A 17,701-nucleotide genomic window follows, 5' to 3' on the forward strand; every position below is an offset into this window, starting at 1 on the left:
AATAAGCTGGAACGGGCTACGGCTCAGAAGTCCTAATCCTGGGGCTCATTGGTAGATCACCGCCTTTGAGAAATTCGTGATGCCCCTGCCCGCAACCGGCCAAACTATGTTATGGGCAGCGCGCATGAAGGGATCGTTTTGATGAGTACTGGAACCGCTCCGTCCTTGACCCAGAATGTGGCGCCCGTGACGGCGGGCGCGCATGTCACGGCCATCGGCTGGCTCAAAGGCACGGCCGCCTTCGGTCTCGGCGACGGCGGCGTTCTTCTCAGCAAGGACGGAGAAAGCCATCGTGTCGAGGCTCATCCCGACGCGGGCGTTATGGCGGCGGCGAGCGACGGCGAGCGCTTCGTGACTGGCGGAGACGACGGCCGCGTCGTCGTTACCGGCGCTGACGGTTCCACGAAGACCCTGGCCGAGACCAAGGGAGCCTGGATCGACTCGCTTGCCGTCAATGCCGGCGGCGCCTTCGCCTATGGCGCCGGCAAGCGCGTGATCGCTCGCGACGACAAGGGCCGGGAGAAGACTCTTGAAGTGCCCTCCGCCGCGCGCGGCCTCGCCTTCGCGCCCAAGGGCTACCGGCTGGCGATTTCCCATTACAACGGCGCGACGCTCTGGTTTCCCAACGTGGAAGCCAAACCCGAGGCGCTTGAATGGAAGGGCTCGCATCTCGACGTTACCTGGTCACCGGATGCCCGCTTCGTCGTGACCTCCATGCAGGAGAACGCGCTTCACGGCTGGCGGCTCATCCCCGACAAGGGCCACATGCGAATGAGCGGCTATCCGTCGAAGACGCGCTCCCTGTCCTGGTCGGGCGACGGCAAGTGGCTCGCCACCTCCGGCGCCGAAGCGGCCATCATCTGGCCGTTCGAATCAAAGGAAGGCCCCATGGGCAAGGCGCCGCGGGAATGCGGTGTACGTCCGGCCAAGGTCAGCCGTGTGGCTTTCCATCCCAACACCTATGTGCTGGCGGTGGGCTACGAGGATGGCTGCATCCTGCTCATCCGTCTCAACGATGCCTCCGAGCTTCTTGTCCGCCCCGCCGTCAAGGACAGCGGGATTACGGCCATGGCCTGGGACAAGGGGGGCAAACGCCTCGCCTTCGGCTGCGAGGATGGTCAGGCTGGCATCCTGACCCTGCCGACGTGAGATCGCCCGTGGCTCTGTTCGGTGCCTTCCTGAGAGGGTCCTTCGGTCTGCCGAAGCCTGACAAGCAGGCCATCGACCGGGTGAAGAATCTCGCCCGTGCGGCTCTTCAGGTCTCGCCGGATACGGCCTTTGCGGTCAACGAGATCGCCTGCAACGATCCCGGCTGTCCGGGCATCGAGACTGTGATCCTCGTGATGGAGCCGGGCCGGAAGACCAGGGCCCTGAAGGTCCCCAAGGTCCTCGACGAGGTGATGGAACAAGATATCCTCAAGGCTCTTGAGCCTTAAAAGAGGTCAAGCTTGTCTCGGGTCGTTCGCATCATTGCATTCGGTTGTGGGCTGTGCGGCGGCATCGTCGCCTCGCAAGGCCCGGAATTCGCACAGCAATATCGTCAGCGTCTCGGCGGCGCGATCGACGAGTTGCGACAGGTGATCACACGCTTTGATGCCGACGCGCAGGCGAGCGGCGAGACGCGGGAGAGCGCCATTACCCGCCTGCGCTCCAATGCTGACGATTTCGTCAGCCGCCAGGGCACCGCCATGCAGGCCAATGTGGAGCGCCTGGGCCGGCTTGAGAATCATCGCGGAACCATGATGCAGGCAGGCCCCTTCTCGCGTGTCGCCCTGATGGTGCGCGACGGAGACCAGGATGTGATGGAGGCGGTCTACCGCGATTTCGAGCCGGCCGTGCCGGTGACGGAAGAAGGCATCCTCTCGACCGCCATCGGCTTCATTGCCGTCTGGGGCGGCGTTCTTCTTCTGATGGGTTTTCTGCGTAGCCTTTTGCGGAGGCCGCGCGCACGCCGGCAGGAAATACAGGCTTAAGCCTCGCGCTCCGGCTTTCCGGCCAGCACCACATAGAATCCCAGACCGTCCTGCGCCGGCAGGGTCTGCAGCCTGTCGATCCAGCCGCGCTTCTTGGCCTCGAGCAGAGCCTTGCCGACCGGCTGGAACAGGGTCTCGCCGCCGCCTTTCGGCGGCGGATCGAGACGGATGGCCACTGACTTCGCTGCAGCGAAGCGGCTGCGCTCCAGCATGTCCTGAATCGAGGCCTCCGCCTTTTCGCGCGAGACGCCCCGCAGGTCGAGCACGCTTCCGGCATCAACGACGCCAAGGCCGCCACGGAGCTTGTTGGCGTAGAATTCCTCGAAATGGGGCATCTCAGTTCACTCCAACCGTCATGCCCGGACTTGTCCCGGGTATCCACGCCCTGCTTTGTTCAGGAACAGAAGACGTGGATGGCCGGCATACGGCCGGCCATGACGCGCGTGGTTACCGCACCAGGATGTTCCGGAACTGCCACGGATCGGACGTGTCGATATCCTCCGGGAAGAAGCCAGGACGGTCGTCGAGCGGAGTCCAGTCCGTGTAGTAGCCGTTCACCGGGCCGAGATAGGGCAGCTGTACTTCGAGGCAGCGACGGAAATCGATGTCGTCGGCCTCGACGATGCCGGCATTCGGATTCTCCAGCGCCCACACCATGCCCGCAAGCACGGCGGAGGTCACCTGGAGGCCGGTGGCGTTCTGATAAGGCGCAAGCTTGCGAGTCTCCTCGATGGAGAGCTGCGAGCCGTACCAATAGGCATTCTTGCCGTGCCCATAGAGCAGCACGCCGAGTTCGTCCTTGCCGTCCACGATCTCATTCTCGGTGAGGATATGGTGCTTCTCCTGCACCTTGCCCTCATTGCCGAACATCTCGTGAAGCGAGAGCACCGCGTCGTTCGCCGGGTGGTAGGCATAGTGGCAGGTCGGCCGATAGACGGCCTTGTCGCCCTCGCGAACGGTGAAATAGTCCGCGATCGAGATCGCCTCGTTATGGGTGACCAGGAAGCCGTATTGCGGCCCGGGCGTAGGGCACCAGGAACGGACGCGCGTGTTGGCGCCGGGCTGAAGCAGATAGATGGCCGCGCCGCTGCCCTTCGTATGGGTCCGGCCATTCTCCGGCATCCAGGTCTCGTGCGTACCCCAGCCGAGTTCCGCCGGCTGCACGCCTTCCGAAACGAAGCCCTCCACGGACCAGGTATTCACGAAGACGCCCATGGGCTTCGGATGCTCCGCGCGCTGGGTGTCACGCTCGGCGATGTGGATGCCCTTCACGCCGACGCGCTGCATGAGACCGGCCCATTCCTCGCGCGTCTTCGGTTCTTCGTGCTCGAGACCGATATCCTTGGCAATATTGAGAAGCGCCTGCTTCACGAACCAGGACACCATGCCGGGATTGGCGCCGCAGCAATTCACCGCGGTGGGGCCGCCGGGGCTCTTTCGGCGCGCATCGAGGATGTTCTCGCGCAGCATGTAGTTGGTGCGGGCCTCAGGCCCCGCGCTCTTGTCGAAATAGAAGCCAGCCCAGGGCTCGGCCACGGTGTCGATGTAGAGCGCGCCGATCTCGCGACACAGCTCCATGATGGCTCGCGAGGATGTATCGACCGACACGTTCACACAGAATCCCTGACCGCCACCTTCCGTGAGGAGGGGTGTGAGGATTTCGCGGTAATTGTCAGGCGTCAGAGCCTTCTGCACGAGAGTGATACCGCGCACGTCCAGCATGCTGCGGTCCGTGTCGACGGGATCGATGACCGTGAACCGGTTCTTGTCGAACTCAAAATGCCGCTCAATCAGGGGCAGCATGCCTTTGCCGATCGAGCCGAAGCCGATCATGACGATGGGGCCGGTGATGCGACCATGAACGGGCCAAGTGGTCATCGATGGTTCTCCTTCTTCGCTCGGGAGCCGGGTTAGGGTTGATCAGCGACAAAGAAACGCGCCGCACCATTGGCTCCTGGTGCGGCGCACGTCAATGTCGAAACAGGTTCTTAGGCCGTGCGGGCGAGACCTCCCAGAACTCCCTGGGACGCGGCAGCCACGAGAGCGGTCAGATCCGGCTTTCCTTCCAGGTCTCCCGTCGCGGAGACGAGACCGCGCGCGTCATTGAGTGCACCCGCCTCAAGCTCAAGCGCGAGGAAGCGGTTGCGCTCGTAGGGACCTGGGAGCCAGAGCGAGCCCGTATTCTCCGTCGAGAAGCCGAAGCGCTCGTAATAGGGCGCATCACCCACCAGCAGCACCGCCTTGTGGCCGAGATCGACCGCCCGCTTCAGCGCTTCGCGCATGAGCTTGCCGCCGAGTCCGAGGCTCTGCACGGACGGATCGATGGCGATGGGCCCCAGCATTAGTGCCGCACGGTTCGGGCCGGCCGAGATGTGCCATAGGCGCACGGTACCGATGATCTCACCGTCGCGGTCGATGACCAGGGACAGGCCGTCGGCCGGCATCCTGCCCTCGCGCAGGCGTTCGCAGGTCTTCTGGAACCGGGCGGGTCCGAAGCAGGCATCGAGCAGCGCCTCGCGTGCATCGACATCATGGAAGGTTTCTTCGCGAATCGTGATCATGGCCGTGGCCTCCCAAAACACGTGGGGTGAGCGACAGCCCTCGCACCTGTTCACAACTTGAACAGGCCGTCCGGGACAACTTCTTGGAGGTTGGTGCCTGCCTCATTTCACGAGGCAGGCGGGACGTGAGTTAGATCACGTAGGACTTGAGCGGCGGGAAGCCGTTGAACGCGACCGCCGAGTAGGTGGTCGTGTAGGCGCCCGTGCCCTCGATCAGCACCTTGTCGCCGATCTCCAGCGAGATGGGGAGCAGGTAGGGCTCCTTCTCATAGAGAACGTCGGCCGAGTCGCAGGTCGGTCCGGCGAGCACGCACGGCACCTTGCGGTCCTCGTCGCGCTCGCTGCGGATCGGGTAGCGGATCGACTCGTCCATCGTCTCGGCGAGGCCGCCGAACTTGCCGATGTCGAGGTAGACCCAGCGCACCTCGTCCTCATCGCGGCTCTTCTTCGAGACGAGAACGACCTCGGCCTCGATGACGCCCGCATTGCCGACCATGCCGCGGCCCGGCTCGATGATCGTCTCCGGGATGCGGTTGCCGAAGTGCTTCGACAGCGCACGGAAGATCGACTCGCCATAGGCTTCCACCTGAGGCACCGTCTTCAGGTACTTCGTCGGGAAGCCACCGCCGAGGTTGACCATCGACAGGTGAATGCCGCGATGCGCGCATTCACGGAAGATCGCGGAGGCAGAGCCGAGAGCCTGATCCCAGGCTTCCGTGTTGCGCTGCTGCGAACCCACGTGGAAGGACACGCCGTAAGCCTCCAGGCCCTGACGATAGGCATGCTCCAGCACGTCCACGGCCATCTCGGGCACGCAGCCGAACTTGCGGGAGAGCGGCCACTCGGCGCCGGCACCGTCGCACAGGATGCGGCAGAACACCTTCACCTCAGAGGCATCGACACCGGCGGTCGCAGCCGCACGGACGATCTTCTCGACCTCGACTTCGCAGTCGACCGCATAGAGGCGCACACCGAGCTCAAGGGCGCGCACGATATCGCGCTCCTTCTTGATCGTGTTGCCGAAGGAGATGCGGTCGGGCGTAGCGCCGGCATCCAGCGCAAGCTGGATCTCGACCACGGACGCCGTGTCGAAGCATGAGCCCAGATCGGCCAGGAGCTTGAGCACCTGCGGCTCCGGATTGGCCTTCACGGCGTAGAACACGCGCGTGTCGGGGAGCGCACGGGCAAACTTCGAATAGTTGTCGCGCACGACTTCGAGGTCGACGACCACGCACGGGCCGTCCTCACGTCGGTTGCGCAGGAATTCACGGATGCGCTGAGTCATGGCGCTCTCCCCACCAAAGGTTCAATGGAGGTCTTGTCCAGCCTCCGGATTGAAGTTCAGACGATCAGATTTCCTGCCGTCCGGCGTCAGCGAGAGAAGATGACATCCCGCTTCGTGCGATGGAGACACGAGAAGCGGCGATGGGCTCTTCACCCGACGATGCTGCCTTGGATTGGATGGGGATACTCCATCCGCACGCCTGGCAATGATAAACAAGCCTCTTCGGTGTTGACCTTTGGAGGGCCAACGAGACCAAAAAAGCCCGTTCGTCGTTGCTTTAAGTCGCGTCCCCCGTTGAGAACGAGGTGCGCCGGTTTTCGCCTCCGGCTGCCGGTTAGGGGTATCGAGAGCTAGGTCGCTCTCGGGCGGCTGTCCGGCCTCTTGTCCGGATGCCCACCAACCGGCACGCGACCACAGGCACGTGCGAAATTGGGCAGGGGTGAAATAAGCATATTCGTCAGGGATCACAAGAGCTTTTCAGACCTTTCAGAGGATTTTTTTAACCCTGCCGGGACCTGTGTCTTGCCCGCATCACCATTCAGCCTCCATTAAGCGGGACAGGTACACGGAAGAAGATCCGGGCCCATATTCCAAAGCCCGAATTCCGGCCATTTTGCTCTTTCAGTCGAGAACGCTCCGCAGCCATGACGAACCTGTCCCGCCGTACCCTCCTGCAAAGCCTGCTCGCAGCCACCGCGCTGCCCGCTTTCAGTCAGCAGAGCTGGGCTCAGCAGCAGAGCGGCGCACCGGCGCCCAATCCGTTCCGCTACGAGGACGTGGTGCGCCGCGCCCGCGAGCTGGCAGCCGTCCCCTACGAGGCGCCAGCGGTGCAGCTGCCCGAGCCCCTCAACCGACTCAGCTTCGATGATTACCGGGATATCCGATTCCGCCCGGACAAGGCCCTGCTCGGCTCCGGTAACGGGCCGTTCCGGATGCAGCTCTTCCATCCGGGCTTCCTCTACCAGCGCCCAGTGATGGTGAACATCATCCGCGACGGCGTTCCGACCCCGGTACCCTACCAGCGGGAGCTGTTCGATTACGGCCGCAACAAGATCGAGCGGCCATTGCCCGTCAATCTCGGCTTTGCGGGCTTTCGCCTCCACTACCCTCTGAACAACCCAAAGGTGCTCGACGAGGTCATCGCCTTCCTCGGCGCGAGCTATTTCCGCTTCCTTGGATCGGATCAGAAATATGGCCTCTCGGCGCGAGGCCTCGCGATCAATGTGGAAGGCGGCGAAGCGGAGGAGTTTCCGCATTTCCGCGAATTCTGGGTCGAGATGCCCAAGCCCAATGACGAGCGGGCCATCATCTACGCCCTTCTCGACAGCCCCTCCGTCGCCGGCGCCTACCGGTTCGAGATCTACCCGTCGAAGGAAACGACTCTCGACGTCACGGCGACGCTGTTCCCGCGCCAGACCATCACCAATGTGGGTGTCGCCCCCCTCACCTCGATGTTCTTCGAGGGCGAGAACGACCGGAAGCCGACGGACGACTACCGCCTCGAAATCCACGATTCGGACGGGCTTCTCATGCAGTCCGGCGCGGGCGAGTGGATCTGGCGGCCCCTGCGCAACCCGAGCCGCAAGACGATCTCGTCCTTCAGCGACAACAATCCGCGCGGCTTCGGCCTGATGCAGCGCGACCGGGCGTTCGAAAACTACCAGGATCTCGAAGCCACATACCATCAGCGTCCCGGCTACTGGGTCGAGCCCATCGGGCAATGGGGCGAGGGCTGGGTCGAGCTGGTCGAAATCCCGACCCCCGACGAGACTCACGACAACGTCGTGGCTTATTGGCAGCCGAACCGGGCCCTCGAGCCGGGGCAGGAAGTGGTTCTCTCCTACCGCCTGCGCGCTGCATCCGAGATCCGCGCCATGCATCCGGGCGGGAAGGCGATCAACACCTTCCAGACCCCGCCGCGCGCCAGCGGGTCGAACGCGCCGAGCGATCCCCGGCACCGCCGATTCATCATCGACTTCGCGGGCGGCAATCTGCCTTACTATCTCGGCGCTCCGGAGCAGGTGCAGCTCGTCCCCTCCACTTCCGCCGGGCAGATCACCAATACCTTCATCATGCCCAACAGCCACACGAACGGCTTCAGGGCCGCCATCGACGTGAGGCTGGAACCTGGGCAATCCGCGGATCTGCGCGCCTTTCTGCGCGCCGGCAACCGGGCACTGACGGAGACCTGGACCTATCCCTGGTACGTGGAGTGATTCACATCCTCTCCGTGTCATTCCCGACCGGAACGCAGCGGAGGGGGAGGGAATCCATAGAGGCAGCACGTCACAGTGGATCCTCTTCCCTCGCCTGCGGCCCGCCAGGGATGACACTTACGACGTTATGGCCGGGCTCGTCCCGGCCATTCCGATAATGCAAAGCATGCCGCCTCGGGCAATCGGAATCACCAGTACAAGGCCAGTGATGACTGCAGATGGCGGGAGACCTTGCCAAGCCCTGCCGAACCGCGCAGAAGCTGTGCCTCGGATGGCAGGCCGTTTGCCCTGCCTTAGCGGAAGGTGAGTGCGATGAAGCTGAACGCCTGGATCACGGGAGCGTTTGCAGCCTGTTTGGGCGGAAGCGCCTTGGCGCAACAGCCGCTGACAGAGGTGACCTTCGGCACCAACTGGATCGCGCAAGGCGAGCATGGCGGCTACTACCAGGCCGTCGCTGACGGGACTTACGAGAAATACGGCCTCAAGGTCGCCATCGTGCCGGGCGGCCCTCGCGCCAGCAATCGCATGCTCATGACCGTCGGCAAGCTCGACTTCTACATGGGCGGCAGCATGATCCAGGCCCTCTCCGCTGTGGAGAAGAACATCCCCACCATCGTGGTTGCGGCTCATTTCCAGAAAGAGCCGCAGGTGCTGCTGAGCCATCCTGGCCAGGGCCTCGACACCTTCGCGGATCTGAAGAAATCGAACGACATTCTTCTGTCCAAGGACGGCGTCGCTACCTTCTTCCAATGGATGAAGGCCGAGTACGGCTTCAAGGACGAGCAGGTGAAGCCCTTCGGCTACAGCCCGGCGCCCTTCATCGCCAACAAGGCATCGGTGCAGCAGGGCTATGTCACCTCCGATCCGCTGACCATTGAGAAGGCCGCGGGCTTCAAGCCCAACGTGTTCCTGCTCGCGGATCATGGCTTCAGCACCTATTCCACCACGGTGGAGACCCGCCGCGAGGTGATAGAGAAGAATCCCGATCTCGTGCAGCGCTTCGTCGATGCCTCGACCATTGGCTGGTACAATTATCTCTACGGCGACAACACGAAAGCGAAAGAACTCATCAAGCGCGACAATCCGGAGATGACGGACGAACTGCTGGCCTATTCCCACGCCAAGATGAAGGAATACGGCATCGTCGATTCCGGTGACACGCAACAGCTCGGCATCGGTGCCATGACGGATGCGCGCATGAAGGACTTCTTCGACAAGATGGTGAAGGCGGGTCTCTTCAAGGCGGACCTCGATTACAGGAAGGCCTATACGCTCCAGTTCGTGAACAAGGGCGTCGGGCTGAACCTGAAGAAGTAAGAGGAGAGCGACGCCTTTTTCATGTCGCTACACCCATGACGCAACTTTCGCCCGCGCTCGTTTCTCTCAGAGAGATCACGAAGATCTTCTCCAACGGCGTGACGGCGCTTGCCGGTTTCAATCTCGATGTGCGCGCAGGCGAGTTCGTCTCCCTCCTCGGGCCTTCGGGATGCGGCAAGTCGACGGTGCTGCGCCTCATTGCGGGACTTGCGCAGCCGACGGAAGGAAGCGTCACTTGGCCAGGCTCGACCGATGAGGATCATCGCGGCGAGATCGGCTTCGTGTTCCAGGATCCGACGCTGATGCCCTGGGCGAATGTGGCGGACAATGTGTGGCTGCCGTTGCGCCTTCGCGGCCTGTCCAAACGTGATGCGCGAGATCGCATCGCCGAGAGCCTTGCCCTCGTCGGGTTAAACGATTTTGCGAAAGCCTATCCACGTGAACTCTCCGGCGGCATGAGGATGCGCGTGTCGATCGCGCGCGCGTTGTCGCTCAAGCCGCGGCTGCTTCTCATGGACGAGCCCTTCGCCGCCCTCGACGAGATCGCACGTTTCCGGCTCAACGACGACCTTCTGCGCGTGCAGAGCGAACTGCATTGCACCGTCGTGTTCGTGACCCATTCGGTTTATGAGAGCGCCTATCTGTCGAGCCGGATCGCAGTCATGTCCCCACGTCCGGGTCGCATCGTCGCCGAGATCGAAGGTGAGCTGCCCGGGCCCCGCTCGAAGGATTTCCGCACCAGCGCGCGCTATGCGCGACTTTGCGGAGAGATCTCGCAGATTCTGCTCGATCAGACAGCCGAGGAGCGGTTGTGATGACCTCGGCTCCGCTGCCCGCACGCCGGCAGGGCAACCCTTTGAAAATCGTTCTGCCGCTTGTCGTCTTCGCGGCAGCCATCGCCGCGTGGGAAGCCATCGTGCGCATCGGGGGCATCCCACCCTATATCCTGCCCACGCCGAGCCTGATCGCCCAAACTCTCGTCGCCGATTGGCCGCTGCTCTCTGCCTCGTTCATGACGACGCTCAAGACCACGCTTACCGCCCTCGTCCTCGCCGTTCTCGGCGGGGTGTTACTCGCGGTGCTGTTGAGCCTGTCGAAGATCGTCGAGTATTCGCTCTATCCATTCGCCGTCGTGCTGCAGGTCACGCCGGTCATCGCCATCGCGCCCCTGCTCCTGATCTACATGCCGCAGGATGTGGCTGTCTTGACCTGCGCGTGGCTCGTCGCATTCTTTCCGGTTCTCTCGAATACGATGCTCGGCCTGCAATCCGTGGACCGGAATCTGATGGAACTGTTCCAGCTTTATGGCGCTCCGGCCTCGCAAGATCCGCTGGCACGCCTGAGGGCGCGCCTGAAGGCCCTGTGGTTCCTGCGCCGCCCGGCCGCCCTTCCGGCCTTTCTCGCGGGGCTGCGGATAGCGGGCGGATTATCACTCATCGGGGCTGTGGTCGCCGAGATGGCCGCAGGGTCCGCAGGGGCAGGTTCAGGGCTCGCCTACCGCATCATCGAAAGCCAGTACCGGCTCAACATCCCGCGCCTGTTTGCGGCTCTTGTTCTTTTGGCCGCAACCGGCATTGGCCTGTTTCTCGTCCTAGCAGCGCTCAATCATGCCCTTCTTCGCCGCTGGCACGAAAGCGCCCTCAATCGAGAGGCCTGAGCGCTTCCATTTGTTTAGCCTGTTAATAGTGTGCCGGCTTGTCATCGTACCGTCATGAGTCCCGTCCATGGTAGGTAAGGAGAACGCTTCGAACAGCGAGGGACCATGGATACCGATAACACGCATCCGGGCATCAAGAGCGTCGGATGGGCTCTGGTTCAAGCCTCACGCCTGCATCGAAGCCGCACGGGCGACAAGCTCTCGGAACTCGGCCTCTTCGCCGGCCAAGAGCAGGTCCTCCAGGCTCTCGGCAATTCCGGTCCCATGACCATGGGCGAGTTGGCCGCCATCCTGCGGGTGCGCCCGCCGACCGCCTCCAAGACGGTCTCCCGCCTTTCCAGCCTGAAGCTGGTGGAACGCCACACCGAGCCCGGCGATGCCCGGGTCGTGCGCGTGAAGCTCACCAAGGAGGGCAAGCGCAAGGCGGCCGCCATTGACGCCCTATGGGAAGAGGTCGAGGGCGAGCTGCTGCAAGGCTTCGACAACAAGGACCGCAAGCGGCTACGCAAGCTCCTGCGCAAGGCCGCCAAGAACCTCGCCGGTCTCACCGGAGCCGATCAGACGGGTTTCGAGACCGATGACGAGGTAGACGGGCTGGAGGCCTCCAGCGAACCGGAGATGGCAGCGACGGCCTGATTAGAGCATCGGACCCAAAAGTGGACTTGCGCTTTTGGGATCCAATCCGATGCTCCCTTTATGGATGAGCGTATCGCCGAGCGCGGAAAACTGGACCCACTTTTCACTGACGTGGCCCTCTGGGTCCGCACGATGCGCTAAAACCCCTGTGTGCCACGCACGGCCCTCGTGCGTGGCGGACATTCGTCTCGGGACGGCTAAGCGGCTAGCATTCCCGGCATGGCCGACACCGTTATCACGTCCTCGTCAAAAGCCGTCTCGCAGCGCCAGAACCGCATGGTGGGGATCGCCCTCATGTGTGCGGCGTTGTTCTGCTTTTCGTGCCTCGATGCGACGGCCAAATGGGTGAATCGCTCCGTCGACCCCATGGTCACGGTCTGGGCCCGCTACATCTCGGCCGCTCTTCTCACCTTCCTCGTCATCAACCCCCGGACCCAGCCCGGGGCGCTGAGGACGCGCCGTCTCCCGTTGCAGCTCCTCCGCTCGTTCCTGCTCTTCGCCTCGACCCTGTGCAATTTCTTCGCCCTGCAATACCTGCAGCTGGTCGAGACCCAGTCCATCATCTTCGCAACCCCGCTGCTTGTGGCCCTTCTTGCAGGCCCCCTTCTGGGAGAACGCATCGGCTGGCAACGTATGATCGCCATCGGCGTCGGCTTCATCGGCATTCTCGTCATCACGCGGCCAGGCTTGGGCACCATGCATCCCGCCGCCCTGCTGTCGCTCATGGGCGCCGTGGCCTATGCGTTCTACAGCATCGTGACGCGGATGCTGGCCTCGAGCGATTCCATCGCGACCACGACCCTTTATTCGAGTGTCGCCGGGATCATCTTCGTCACTCCCATCCTGCCCTGGATATGGTCCACCCCCTCCTCGCCGCTGATCTGGTTTCTTCTCGCGACGACAGGCTTCTATGGCGCCTTCGGCCATTGGCTGCTTGTCCTCGCCCATGCCCGTGCTCCGGCGGCGATCCTGTCCCCCTTCATCTACAGCCAGATCATCTGGATGCTGGTTTTAGGTTACGTCCTCTTCGGGGACTGGCCGGATTCTTGGACCTTCGTCGGGGCTGGCATCGTCATCGCATCGGGGCTCTATTTGCTCTACCGTGAACGCGTGAAGCATCGAAAGCCGGAGCCGTCCTCTTGAGTGATGCCGCCATCGACACCCTGCCTGGGATCGGTCCCGTGACGCAGAGCCGACTGGAGGATGCCGGCATCCGCACGGTTGGCGAACTTCGTTCCATGGGATCCGTCGAGGCCTATCGCCGCCTGAAATTCATGCTGCCCCGGCAGGTGAGCCTCAATGCGCTCTATGCCCTGGAGGCCGCCTTGCGCGGCTGCCACTGGCTCGACCTGCCGCAGGACGTGAAGGCCGCCCTCCAGCAGCAGGCCAAGATCATTGACGAAGCCTTTCACCAGGGCGGCGTCGCACGCTGTGCTCTTTAACCCGACATCACAAGGAAACGCCATGAGCCGAACCGATATCCTGATGACAGCGCCGATGATGCCGATCGTGATCGAGGCGCTGGACAAGGCCTTCACGCTTCACCGTCTGTGGGAGCAGACAGACAAGGAGGCTTTTCTGAAGGAGGTCGGCCCTCGCATTCGTGGTGTGGCGACCACCACGCTCTTCGGTCGCGTAGACGCCACCCTTCTCAATCGCCTGCCCAATGTGGAGATCATCTCGAGCTTCGGCGTCGGCTACGACAATGTGGATGCGGCGGAGGCTGCCAGGCGCAACATCGTCGTCACCAACACGCCCGGCGTTCTCGACGATGAGGTCGCCGATCTCACTCTCGGACTCCTTCTCGCGACGTTGAGAAAGATTCCGCAGGCGGACCGCTACCTGCGCGAGGGGCAATGGCTGAGAGCATCCTTTCCCCTGTCGGCCACCTTGCGCGAGAGGAAGATCGGCATCGTCGGTCTCGGACGCATCGGCAAGGCCATCGCGAAACGATTATCCGGCTTCGATGTGAGCATCGCCTATCACGGGCGCACGCAGCAGGACGACGTGGCCTATTCCTATTACCCAACCGTGACTGGCCTCGCTGAGGCTTGCGACGTGCTGATTGTCATTACTCCCGGCGGTGCCTCGACCAAGCATCTCATCAATGCAGAGGTCCTGAAGGCGTTAGGATCCAATGGCATTCTGATCAACGTCGCGCGCGGCACCGTCGTCGACGAGCAGGCGCTCATCGACGCGCTCAAGTCCGGCACGATTCTCAGCGCAGGCCTCGATGTCTACGAGGACGAGCCGCGCGTTCCGCAGGAACTGATCGACCTGGAACACGTGGTGCTCCTCCCCCATATCGCCTCCGCCTCGGTCCATACCCGCAACGCCATGGGCATGCTGGTCGCCGACAACCTGATCTCATGGTTCGACGGCAAGGGTCCACTGACGCCGGTGGCGGAGACGCCTTACAAGGGGCGATAGGTAGATCCGACGTTTCCTTCCTTCGTCATCACCGGCACAAGGCCAGGGATGACGCGAATACCTATCCGCTGTCATTCCGGGGCCGCGCAGCGGAGCCCGGAATCCATAACCACTGGCGGTACAGAAAGAATCGTTACGCTCATCATCTTTTCTTGAGACGTTGTGTTTATGGATTCCGGGCTCGCACCAGAGGTGCGCCCCGGAATGACAGTGGAAGTGTCATCCTCACAAAACTAAAGCGCAAACCCGCCATCGACGAGGTGGATATGCCCCGTCGTGTAGCTCGCCTCATCCGACGCGAGATACACAGCCAATGTCGCTACCTCCTCTGCCGTACCGAGACGCCCCATCGGCTGGCGGTCGATGAAGGCCTGACGCACGGTCTCCAGGCTCTGCCCGGAGCTTGCCGCAAGCGCCGCGATCCGCTCGTCGAGCGAGGGCGACTGAATCGTGCCGGGGCAGATGGCGTTGGCACGGACACCGCGCTTGATGAAATCAGCCGCGACGGCCTTGGTTAGCCCGATCACTGCCGCCTTCGTGGTGCCGTAGACATAGCGGTTCGGGATGCCGCGCACGGAGGACGCGCCGGAGGCGATGTTGACGATGGAGCCCGCGCCCTTCTCCAGCATACCCGGCAGCACAGCCTTGATCGTCCGATGCATGGACCGCACGTTCAGGTCGAACGAAAAATCCCAATCCTTGTCGGAGCATTCGAGGATCGTGCCGTGATGCACGAAGCCTGCCGCATTGACGAGAATATCGAGCGGTCCGGCTTCGGCGACGAGTTGCTCGACATCCGCACTTGAGAGCACATCGAGCCTGCGCCTCTCAGCGCCCTCGAGTCCCTCCAGCTTCGCCACATCGAGATCCGTCGCCCAGACCTTCGCACCTTCGCGGAGGAAGGCTTTCGCGGTGGCGCGTCCGATCCCCTGCCCTGCCGCCGTGACGAGGGCCGTCTTTCCGTGAAGTCTGTTCATGACAGCCCCCGTTCCCTTTCGTGCAGATCAGTGATTATCGCGCGGCACGCCGAAGGTCTGCGCGACCTTCTGGTACTTCACGGCCGGCTTCAGGGTCATGCCCTCGGAAAGCTGATCGACCATGGAGCGCTGGATCTCCTGCCAGGGCGTCTGGCTCGCAGGATAAGCGTATCCGCCCCTGGCTTCGAGATCGGCGCGACGCTTCTCCAGTTCTTCCGGCGACAAGAGAATGTCGGCGCTGCGCTTGTTGAGATCGATGCGGATGCGATCGCCCGATTGCAACAGGGCCAGCCCGCCGCCGATGGCAGCCTCCGGCGAAGCATTGAGGATCGACGGCGTTCCGGACGTGCCGGACTGGCGTCCATCGCCGATACAAGGCAGCGAGAGAACGCCGCGTTTGATGAGCGCGCCCGGCGGCTGCATGTTCACCACTTCCGCGGCACCCGGATAGCCCACCGGGCCCGCGCCGCGCATGATGAGGATCGTGTGCTCGTCGATGTTGAGCGACGGATCGTCGATGCGGTGGTGATAATCCTCCGGCCCATCGAACACGACCACGCGGCCTTCGAAAGCATTCGGATCTTCAGGATTGTTGAGATAGCGCTCCTGGAACTCCTTGCTGATCACGCTCGTCTTCATGATCGCAGAATCGAAAAGCGTTCCCTTCAGGTTGAGGAAGCCAGCCTTCTCCTTCAACGGATTGTCGTAGGAGCGGATCACGTCGTGATCCCAGGTGAACTTGCCCTTGCAGTTCTCGCCGATGGTCGTGCCGGTACAGGTCAGCGCGCTCTCGTGAATCTTTCCGGCGCCGATCAGTTCGGCAAGAACGGCGGGCAGGCCGCCAGCGCGGTAATACTCCTCGCCGAGATATTCGCCCGCAGGCTGGATGTTCACGAGCAGCGGGATCTCGAAGCCGAGACGCTCCCAATCGTTGTTGTCGAGCGGCACGCCGATATGCTTGGCAATCGCGTTGATGTGGATCGGCGCATTGGTGGAGCCGCCGATCGCCGCATTGGCGACGATCACATTCTCGAACGCTTCGCGGGTCATAATGTCGGAGGGCTTCAGATCCTCCCACACCATGTCGACGATGCGAAGGCCGGTCTCGAAGGCCATCTGTCCGCGCTCACGGTAAGGCGCGGGCACCGCGGCGGAACCCGGCAGGGACATGCCGAGCGCCTCTGCCAGCGCGTTCATCGTTGAAGCCGTACCCATCGTGTTGCAATGACCGACGGAAGGTGCGGATGAGCCGACGATGTCGATGAATTGTTGATAGTCGATATCGCCCGCCGCGTGACGCTCACGCGCCTTCCATACGATGGTACCCGAGCCGGTGCGCTCGCCATGATGCCATCCATTGAGCATGGGACCGACATTAAGCGAAATGGCAGGAATGTTCACGGTCGCCGCCGCCATGAGGCAGGCCGGCATGGTCTTGTCGCAGCCCGTCAGCAGCACGACGCCGTCGAGCGGATAACCATAGAGGACCTCGACGAGAGAGAGATAAGCGAGGTTGCGGTCGAGACAGGCGGTGGGGCGCTTGCCCGTCTCCTGAATCGGATGACACGGGAACTCGAAAGGCACGCCACCTGCAGCCGTGATGCCGTCGCGCACGCGCTTGGCGAGCTCGAGGTGATGGCGGTTGCAGGGGGACAGATCGGAACCCGTCTGCGCGATGCCGATGATCGGCTTCTTGCCCTGCAATTCCCTGCCGGTCAGGCCGAAATTCAGGTAGCGCTCCAGATAGAGTGCGGTCATGCCCGGATTGTCGGGATTGTCGAACCAGAGCCGTGAGCGAAGCTGATCGGGAGTGCGACGATGAGGCCTCTCAGCCATTCTTCATATCCTTTCGGGCATCCGTAAATGCAGTGGCGGTATTTGATCCGGGACAGGGGTTAAGATCAACTGTCCTCTGAGGAAAGTAGCTATCTTTTAGCAATTCGAAACGCCGTTTAAGCGCAGCAGCAACGTTCCATCCGCATTCCAATCCAGAGGAATAATTGTTATAGAATTTCAACCACTGGAATCCTTCCGATGCGGCGTTCCAGCCGACAACTCCGAGCAGCCCTGCCATGTTTCGATGCGCTCTCTCCTTCGTCTTGACCGCCTTTCTCGCTTCTCCCGCCATGAGCGACGATTGCCCAACCGCCCAGACCGCGAAGCTGGGCTTTGTGCTGGAACGACAAGGGACGATTGCGGAGGTCCGACCTGCTTCGGATCACTTCGTCCATGTGTTGAACTCGTATCCGGGTGGGAAAAAGCAGGATGTGATCTACTACCGGGGGGTCTTCCCGATCAGCCGTTTCGACGACACGGCCCGAAGCATCAACATTCCCGTCTCCGATCTGCGTACCGTCTTCCCGCTCGAACCGAAGGCCCGACGGGCGCTCACCTATGCACCGGCCCAGCCGGGCAAAGTGGGAGCCTTGATCTCATTGGAACTGACGGTGACAGGCCAGGAGCAGCTTCAGCTCGGTTCCTGCTCCTACAGCGTCCTGGCGGTGCGCAACCGCTTCCTCAACGCGGACGGAAAGATGACATCCGAACACACGGATCTCTACTCGCCCGAGCTCGGTTTCGTTCTGGCGAAGCGTTACGAGGAAAAGGGTGGGACGCAGACCACCATCAAGTATCAGAACATCAGACCGC

At 62.5% G+C, this 17,701-nt stretch carries 19 protein-coding genes (1 of these 19 only partly in view); 12 read left to right on the forward strand and 7 right to left on the reverse strand.

The genetic code is table 11. The annotated features are described in order from the left end of the window. The first annotated feature begins 141 nt into the window (after window positions 1–141). Genes JO965_RS22660 through JO965_RS22670 form a run of 3 tightly spaced genes read left to right on the forward strand, consistent with a single transcriptional unit; the run spans window position 142 to window position 1,973 of the window. A complete protein-coding gene (locus JO965_RS22660) occupies window positions 142–1,149 on the forward strand; it encodes a WD40 repeat domain-containing protein (protein WP_203441217.1) in 1,008 nt (335 codons plus the stop codon). Between the two features lie 8 nt (window positions 1,150–1,157). Beyond that, window positions 1,158–1,436, forward strand: a complete 279-nt coding sequence (locus tag JO965_RS22665) for a hypothetical protein (RefSeq protein ID WP_203441218.1) — start codon at window positions 1,158–1,160, stop codon at window positions 1,434–1,436. Window positions 1,437–1,448: 12 nt separating this feature from the next. Continuing rightward, on the forward strand, window positions 1,449–1,973 hold the full coding sequence (locus JO965_RS22670; RefSeq protein ID WP_203441219.1) for a DUF2937 family protein: 525 nt from the start codon (window positions 1,449–1,451) through the stop codon (window positions 1,971–1,973). Here JO965_RS22670 and JO965_RS22675 read toward each other — a convergent pair. From JO965_RS22675 to JO965_RS22690, 4 genes are all read right to left on the reverse strand, one after another. Beyond that, the gene (locus tag JO965_RS22675) at window positions 1,970–2,308 is read right to left on the reverse strand and encodes a hypothetical protein (protein WP_203441220.1); all 339 of its coding nucleotides are present in this window, start codon (window positions 2,306–2,308) and stop codon (window positions 1,970–1,972) included. The genes JO965_RS22670 and JO965_RS22675 overlap by 4 nt on opposite strands. Before the next feature lie 112 nt (window positions 2,309–2,420). After that, complete coding sequence (locus JO965_RS22680; RefSeq protein WP_203441221.1) at window positions 2,421–3,851, reverse strand: homospermidine synthase; 1,431 nt, start codon at window positions 3,849–3,851, stop codon at window positions 2,421–2,423. Window positions 3,852–3,961: 110 nt separating this feature from the next. After that, window positions 3,962–4,534 carry a GNAT family N-acetyltransferase gene (locus tag JO965_RS22685; protein ID WP_203441222.1) on the reverse strand — a complete coding sequence of 191 codons (573 nt, stop codon included), beginning with the start codon at window positions 4,532–4,534 and terminating at the stop codon, window positions 3,962–3,964. Between the two features lie 130 nt (window positions 4,535–4,664). Continuing rightward, window positions 4,665–5,819: a type III PLP-dependent enzyme gene (locus JO965_RS22690; RefSeq protein ID WP_203441223.1), complete on the reverse strand. Its 1,155-nt coding sequence runs from the start codon at window positions 5,817–5,819 to the stop codon at window positions 4,665–4,667. Window positions 5,820–6,463: 644 nt separating this feature from the next. Between JO965_RS22690 and JO965_RS22695 the strand changes: the two genes are divergently transcribed. The 8 genes from JO965_RS22695 (at window position 6,464) to JO965_RS22730 (ending at window position 14,075) form a co-directional block, all read left to right on the forward strand. Next, complete coding sequence (locus JO965_RS22695) at window positions 6,464–8,035, forward strand: glucan biosynthesis protein (protein ID WP_203441224.1); 1,572 nt, start codon at window positions 6,464–6,466, stop codon at window positions 8,033–8,035. A gap of 312 nt (window positions 8,036–8,347) precedes the next feature. After that, entirely contained in the window at window positions 8,348–9,352 is a 1,005-nt protein-coding gene (locus JO965_RS22700) for an ABC transporter substrate-binding protein (RefSeq protein WP_203441225.1), read from the forward strand. Window positions 9,353–9,387: 35 nt separating this feature from the next. Next, window positions 9,388–10,167 carry an ABC transporter ATP-binding protein gene (locus tag JO965_RS22705; protein WP_203441226.1) on the forward strand — a complete coding sequence of 260 codons (780 nt, stop codon included), beginning with the start codon at window positions 9,388–9,390 and terminating at the stop codon, window positions 10,165–10,167. Continuing rightward, entirely contained in the window at window positions 10,167–11,009 is an 843-nt protein-coding gene (locus tag JO965_RS22710) for an ABC transporter permease (protein ID WP_203441227.1), read from the forward strand. The genes JO965_RS22705 and JO965_RS22710 overlap by 1 nt, the downstream gene beginning before the upstream one ends. A 105-nt stretch (window positions 11,010–11,114) precedes the next feature. Then, window positions 11,115–11,645 (forward strand): MarR family winged helix-turn-helix transcriptional regulator, encoded by a 531-nt coding sequence (locus tag JO965_RS22715; RefSeq protein WP_203441228.1) that lies wholly within the window; start codon window positions 11,115–11,117, stop codon window positions 11,643–11,645. A gap of 219 nt (window positions 11,646–11,864) precedes the next feature. Further along, window positions 11,865–12,788, forward strand: coding sequence for a DMT family transporter (locus JO965_RS22720; RefSeq protein WP_203441229.1), 924 nt, complete (start codon window positions 11,865–11,867; stop codon window positions 12,786–12,788). Further along, complete coding sequence (locus JO965_RS22725) at window positions 12,785–13,087, forward strand: TfoX/Sxy family protein (protein ID WP_203441230.1); 303 nt, start codon at window positions 12,785–12,787, stop codon at window positions 13,085–13,087. The genes JO965_RS22720 and JO965_RS22725 overlap by 4 nt, the downstream gene beginning before the upstream one ends. 22 nt (window positions 13,088–13,109) lie before the next feature. Further along, window positions 13,110–14,075, forward strand: a complete 966-nt coding sequence (locus tag JO965_RS22730) for a 2-hydroxyacid dehydrogenase (protein WP_203441231.1) — start codon at window positions 13,110–13,112, stop codon at window positions 14,073–14,075. Window positions 14,076–14,308: 233 nt separating this feature from the next. Here the strand turns inward: JO965_RS22730 and JO965_RS22735 are convergent, their stop codons facing one another. The 3 genes from JO965_RS22735 to JO965_RS22745 are packed head-to-tail and all read right to left on the reverse strand — an operon-like array spanning window position 14,309 to window position 17,126. Further along, window positions 14,309–15,052: an SDR family oxidoreductase gene (locus tag JO965_RS22735; RefSeq protein WP_203441232.1), complete on the reverse strand. Its 744-nt coding sequence runs from the start codon at window positions 15,050–15,052 to the stop codon at window positions 14,309–14,311. A gap of 27 nt (window positions 15,053–15,079) precedes the next feature. After that, on the reverse strand, window positions 15,080–16,888 hold the full coding sequence (locus tag JO965_RS22740) for an IlvD/Edd family dehydratase (protein WP_203441233.1): 1,809 nt from the start codon (window positions 16,886–16,888) through the stop codon (window positions 15,080–15,082). Further along, window positions 16,881–17,126, reverse strand: a complete 246-nt coding sequence (locus JO965_RS22745; RefSeq protein ID WP_203441234.1) for a hypothetical protein — start codon at window positions 17,124–17,126, stop codon at window positions 16,881–16,883. The genes JO965_RS22740 and JO965_RS22745 overlap by 8 nt, the downstream gene beginning before the upstream one ends. Here JO965_RS22745 and JO965_RS22750 point away from each other — a divergent pair. After that, a protein-coding gene (locus JO965_RS22750) for a hypothetical protein (RefSeq protein ID WP_203441235.1) crosses the window boundary here: on the forward strand, window positions 17,125–17,701 show its 5' portion. The gene runs 23 nt beyond the window's last position; 577 of the gene's 600 nt are visible here — the first part of the coding sequence; its start codon is at window positions 17,125–17,127; the stop codon falls past the right edge of the window. The genes JO965_RS22745 and JO965_RS22750 overlap by 2 nt on opposite strands.

It is taken from the genome of Microvirga sp. VF16, from assembly GCF_016864375.1.
Taxonomy (GTDB): domain Bacteria; phylum Pseudomonadota; class Alphaproteobacteria; order Rhizobiales; family Beijerinckiaceae; genus Microvirga.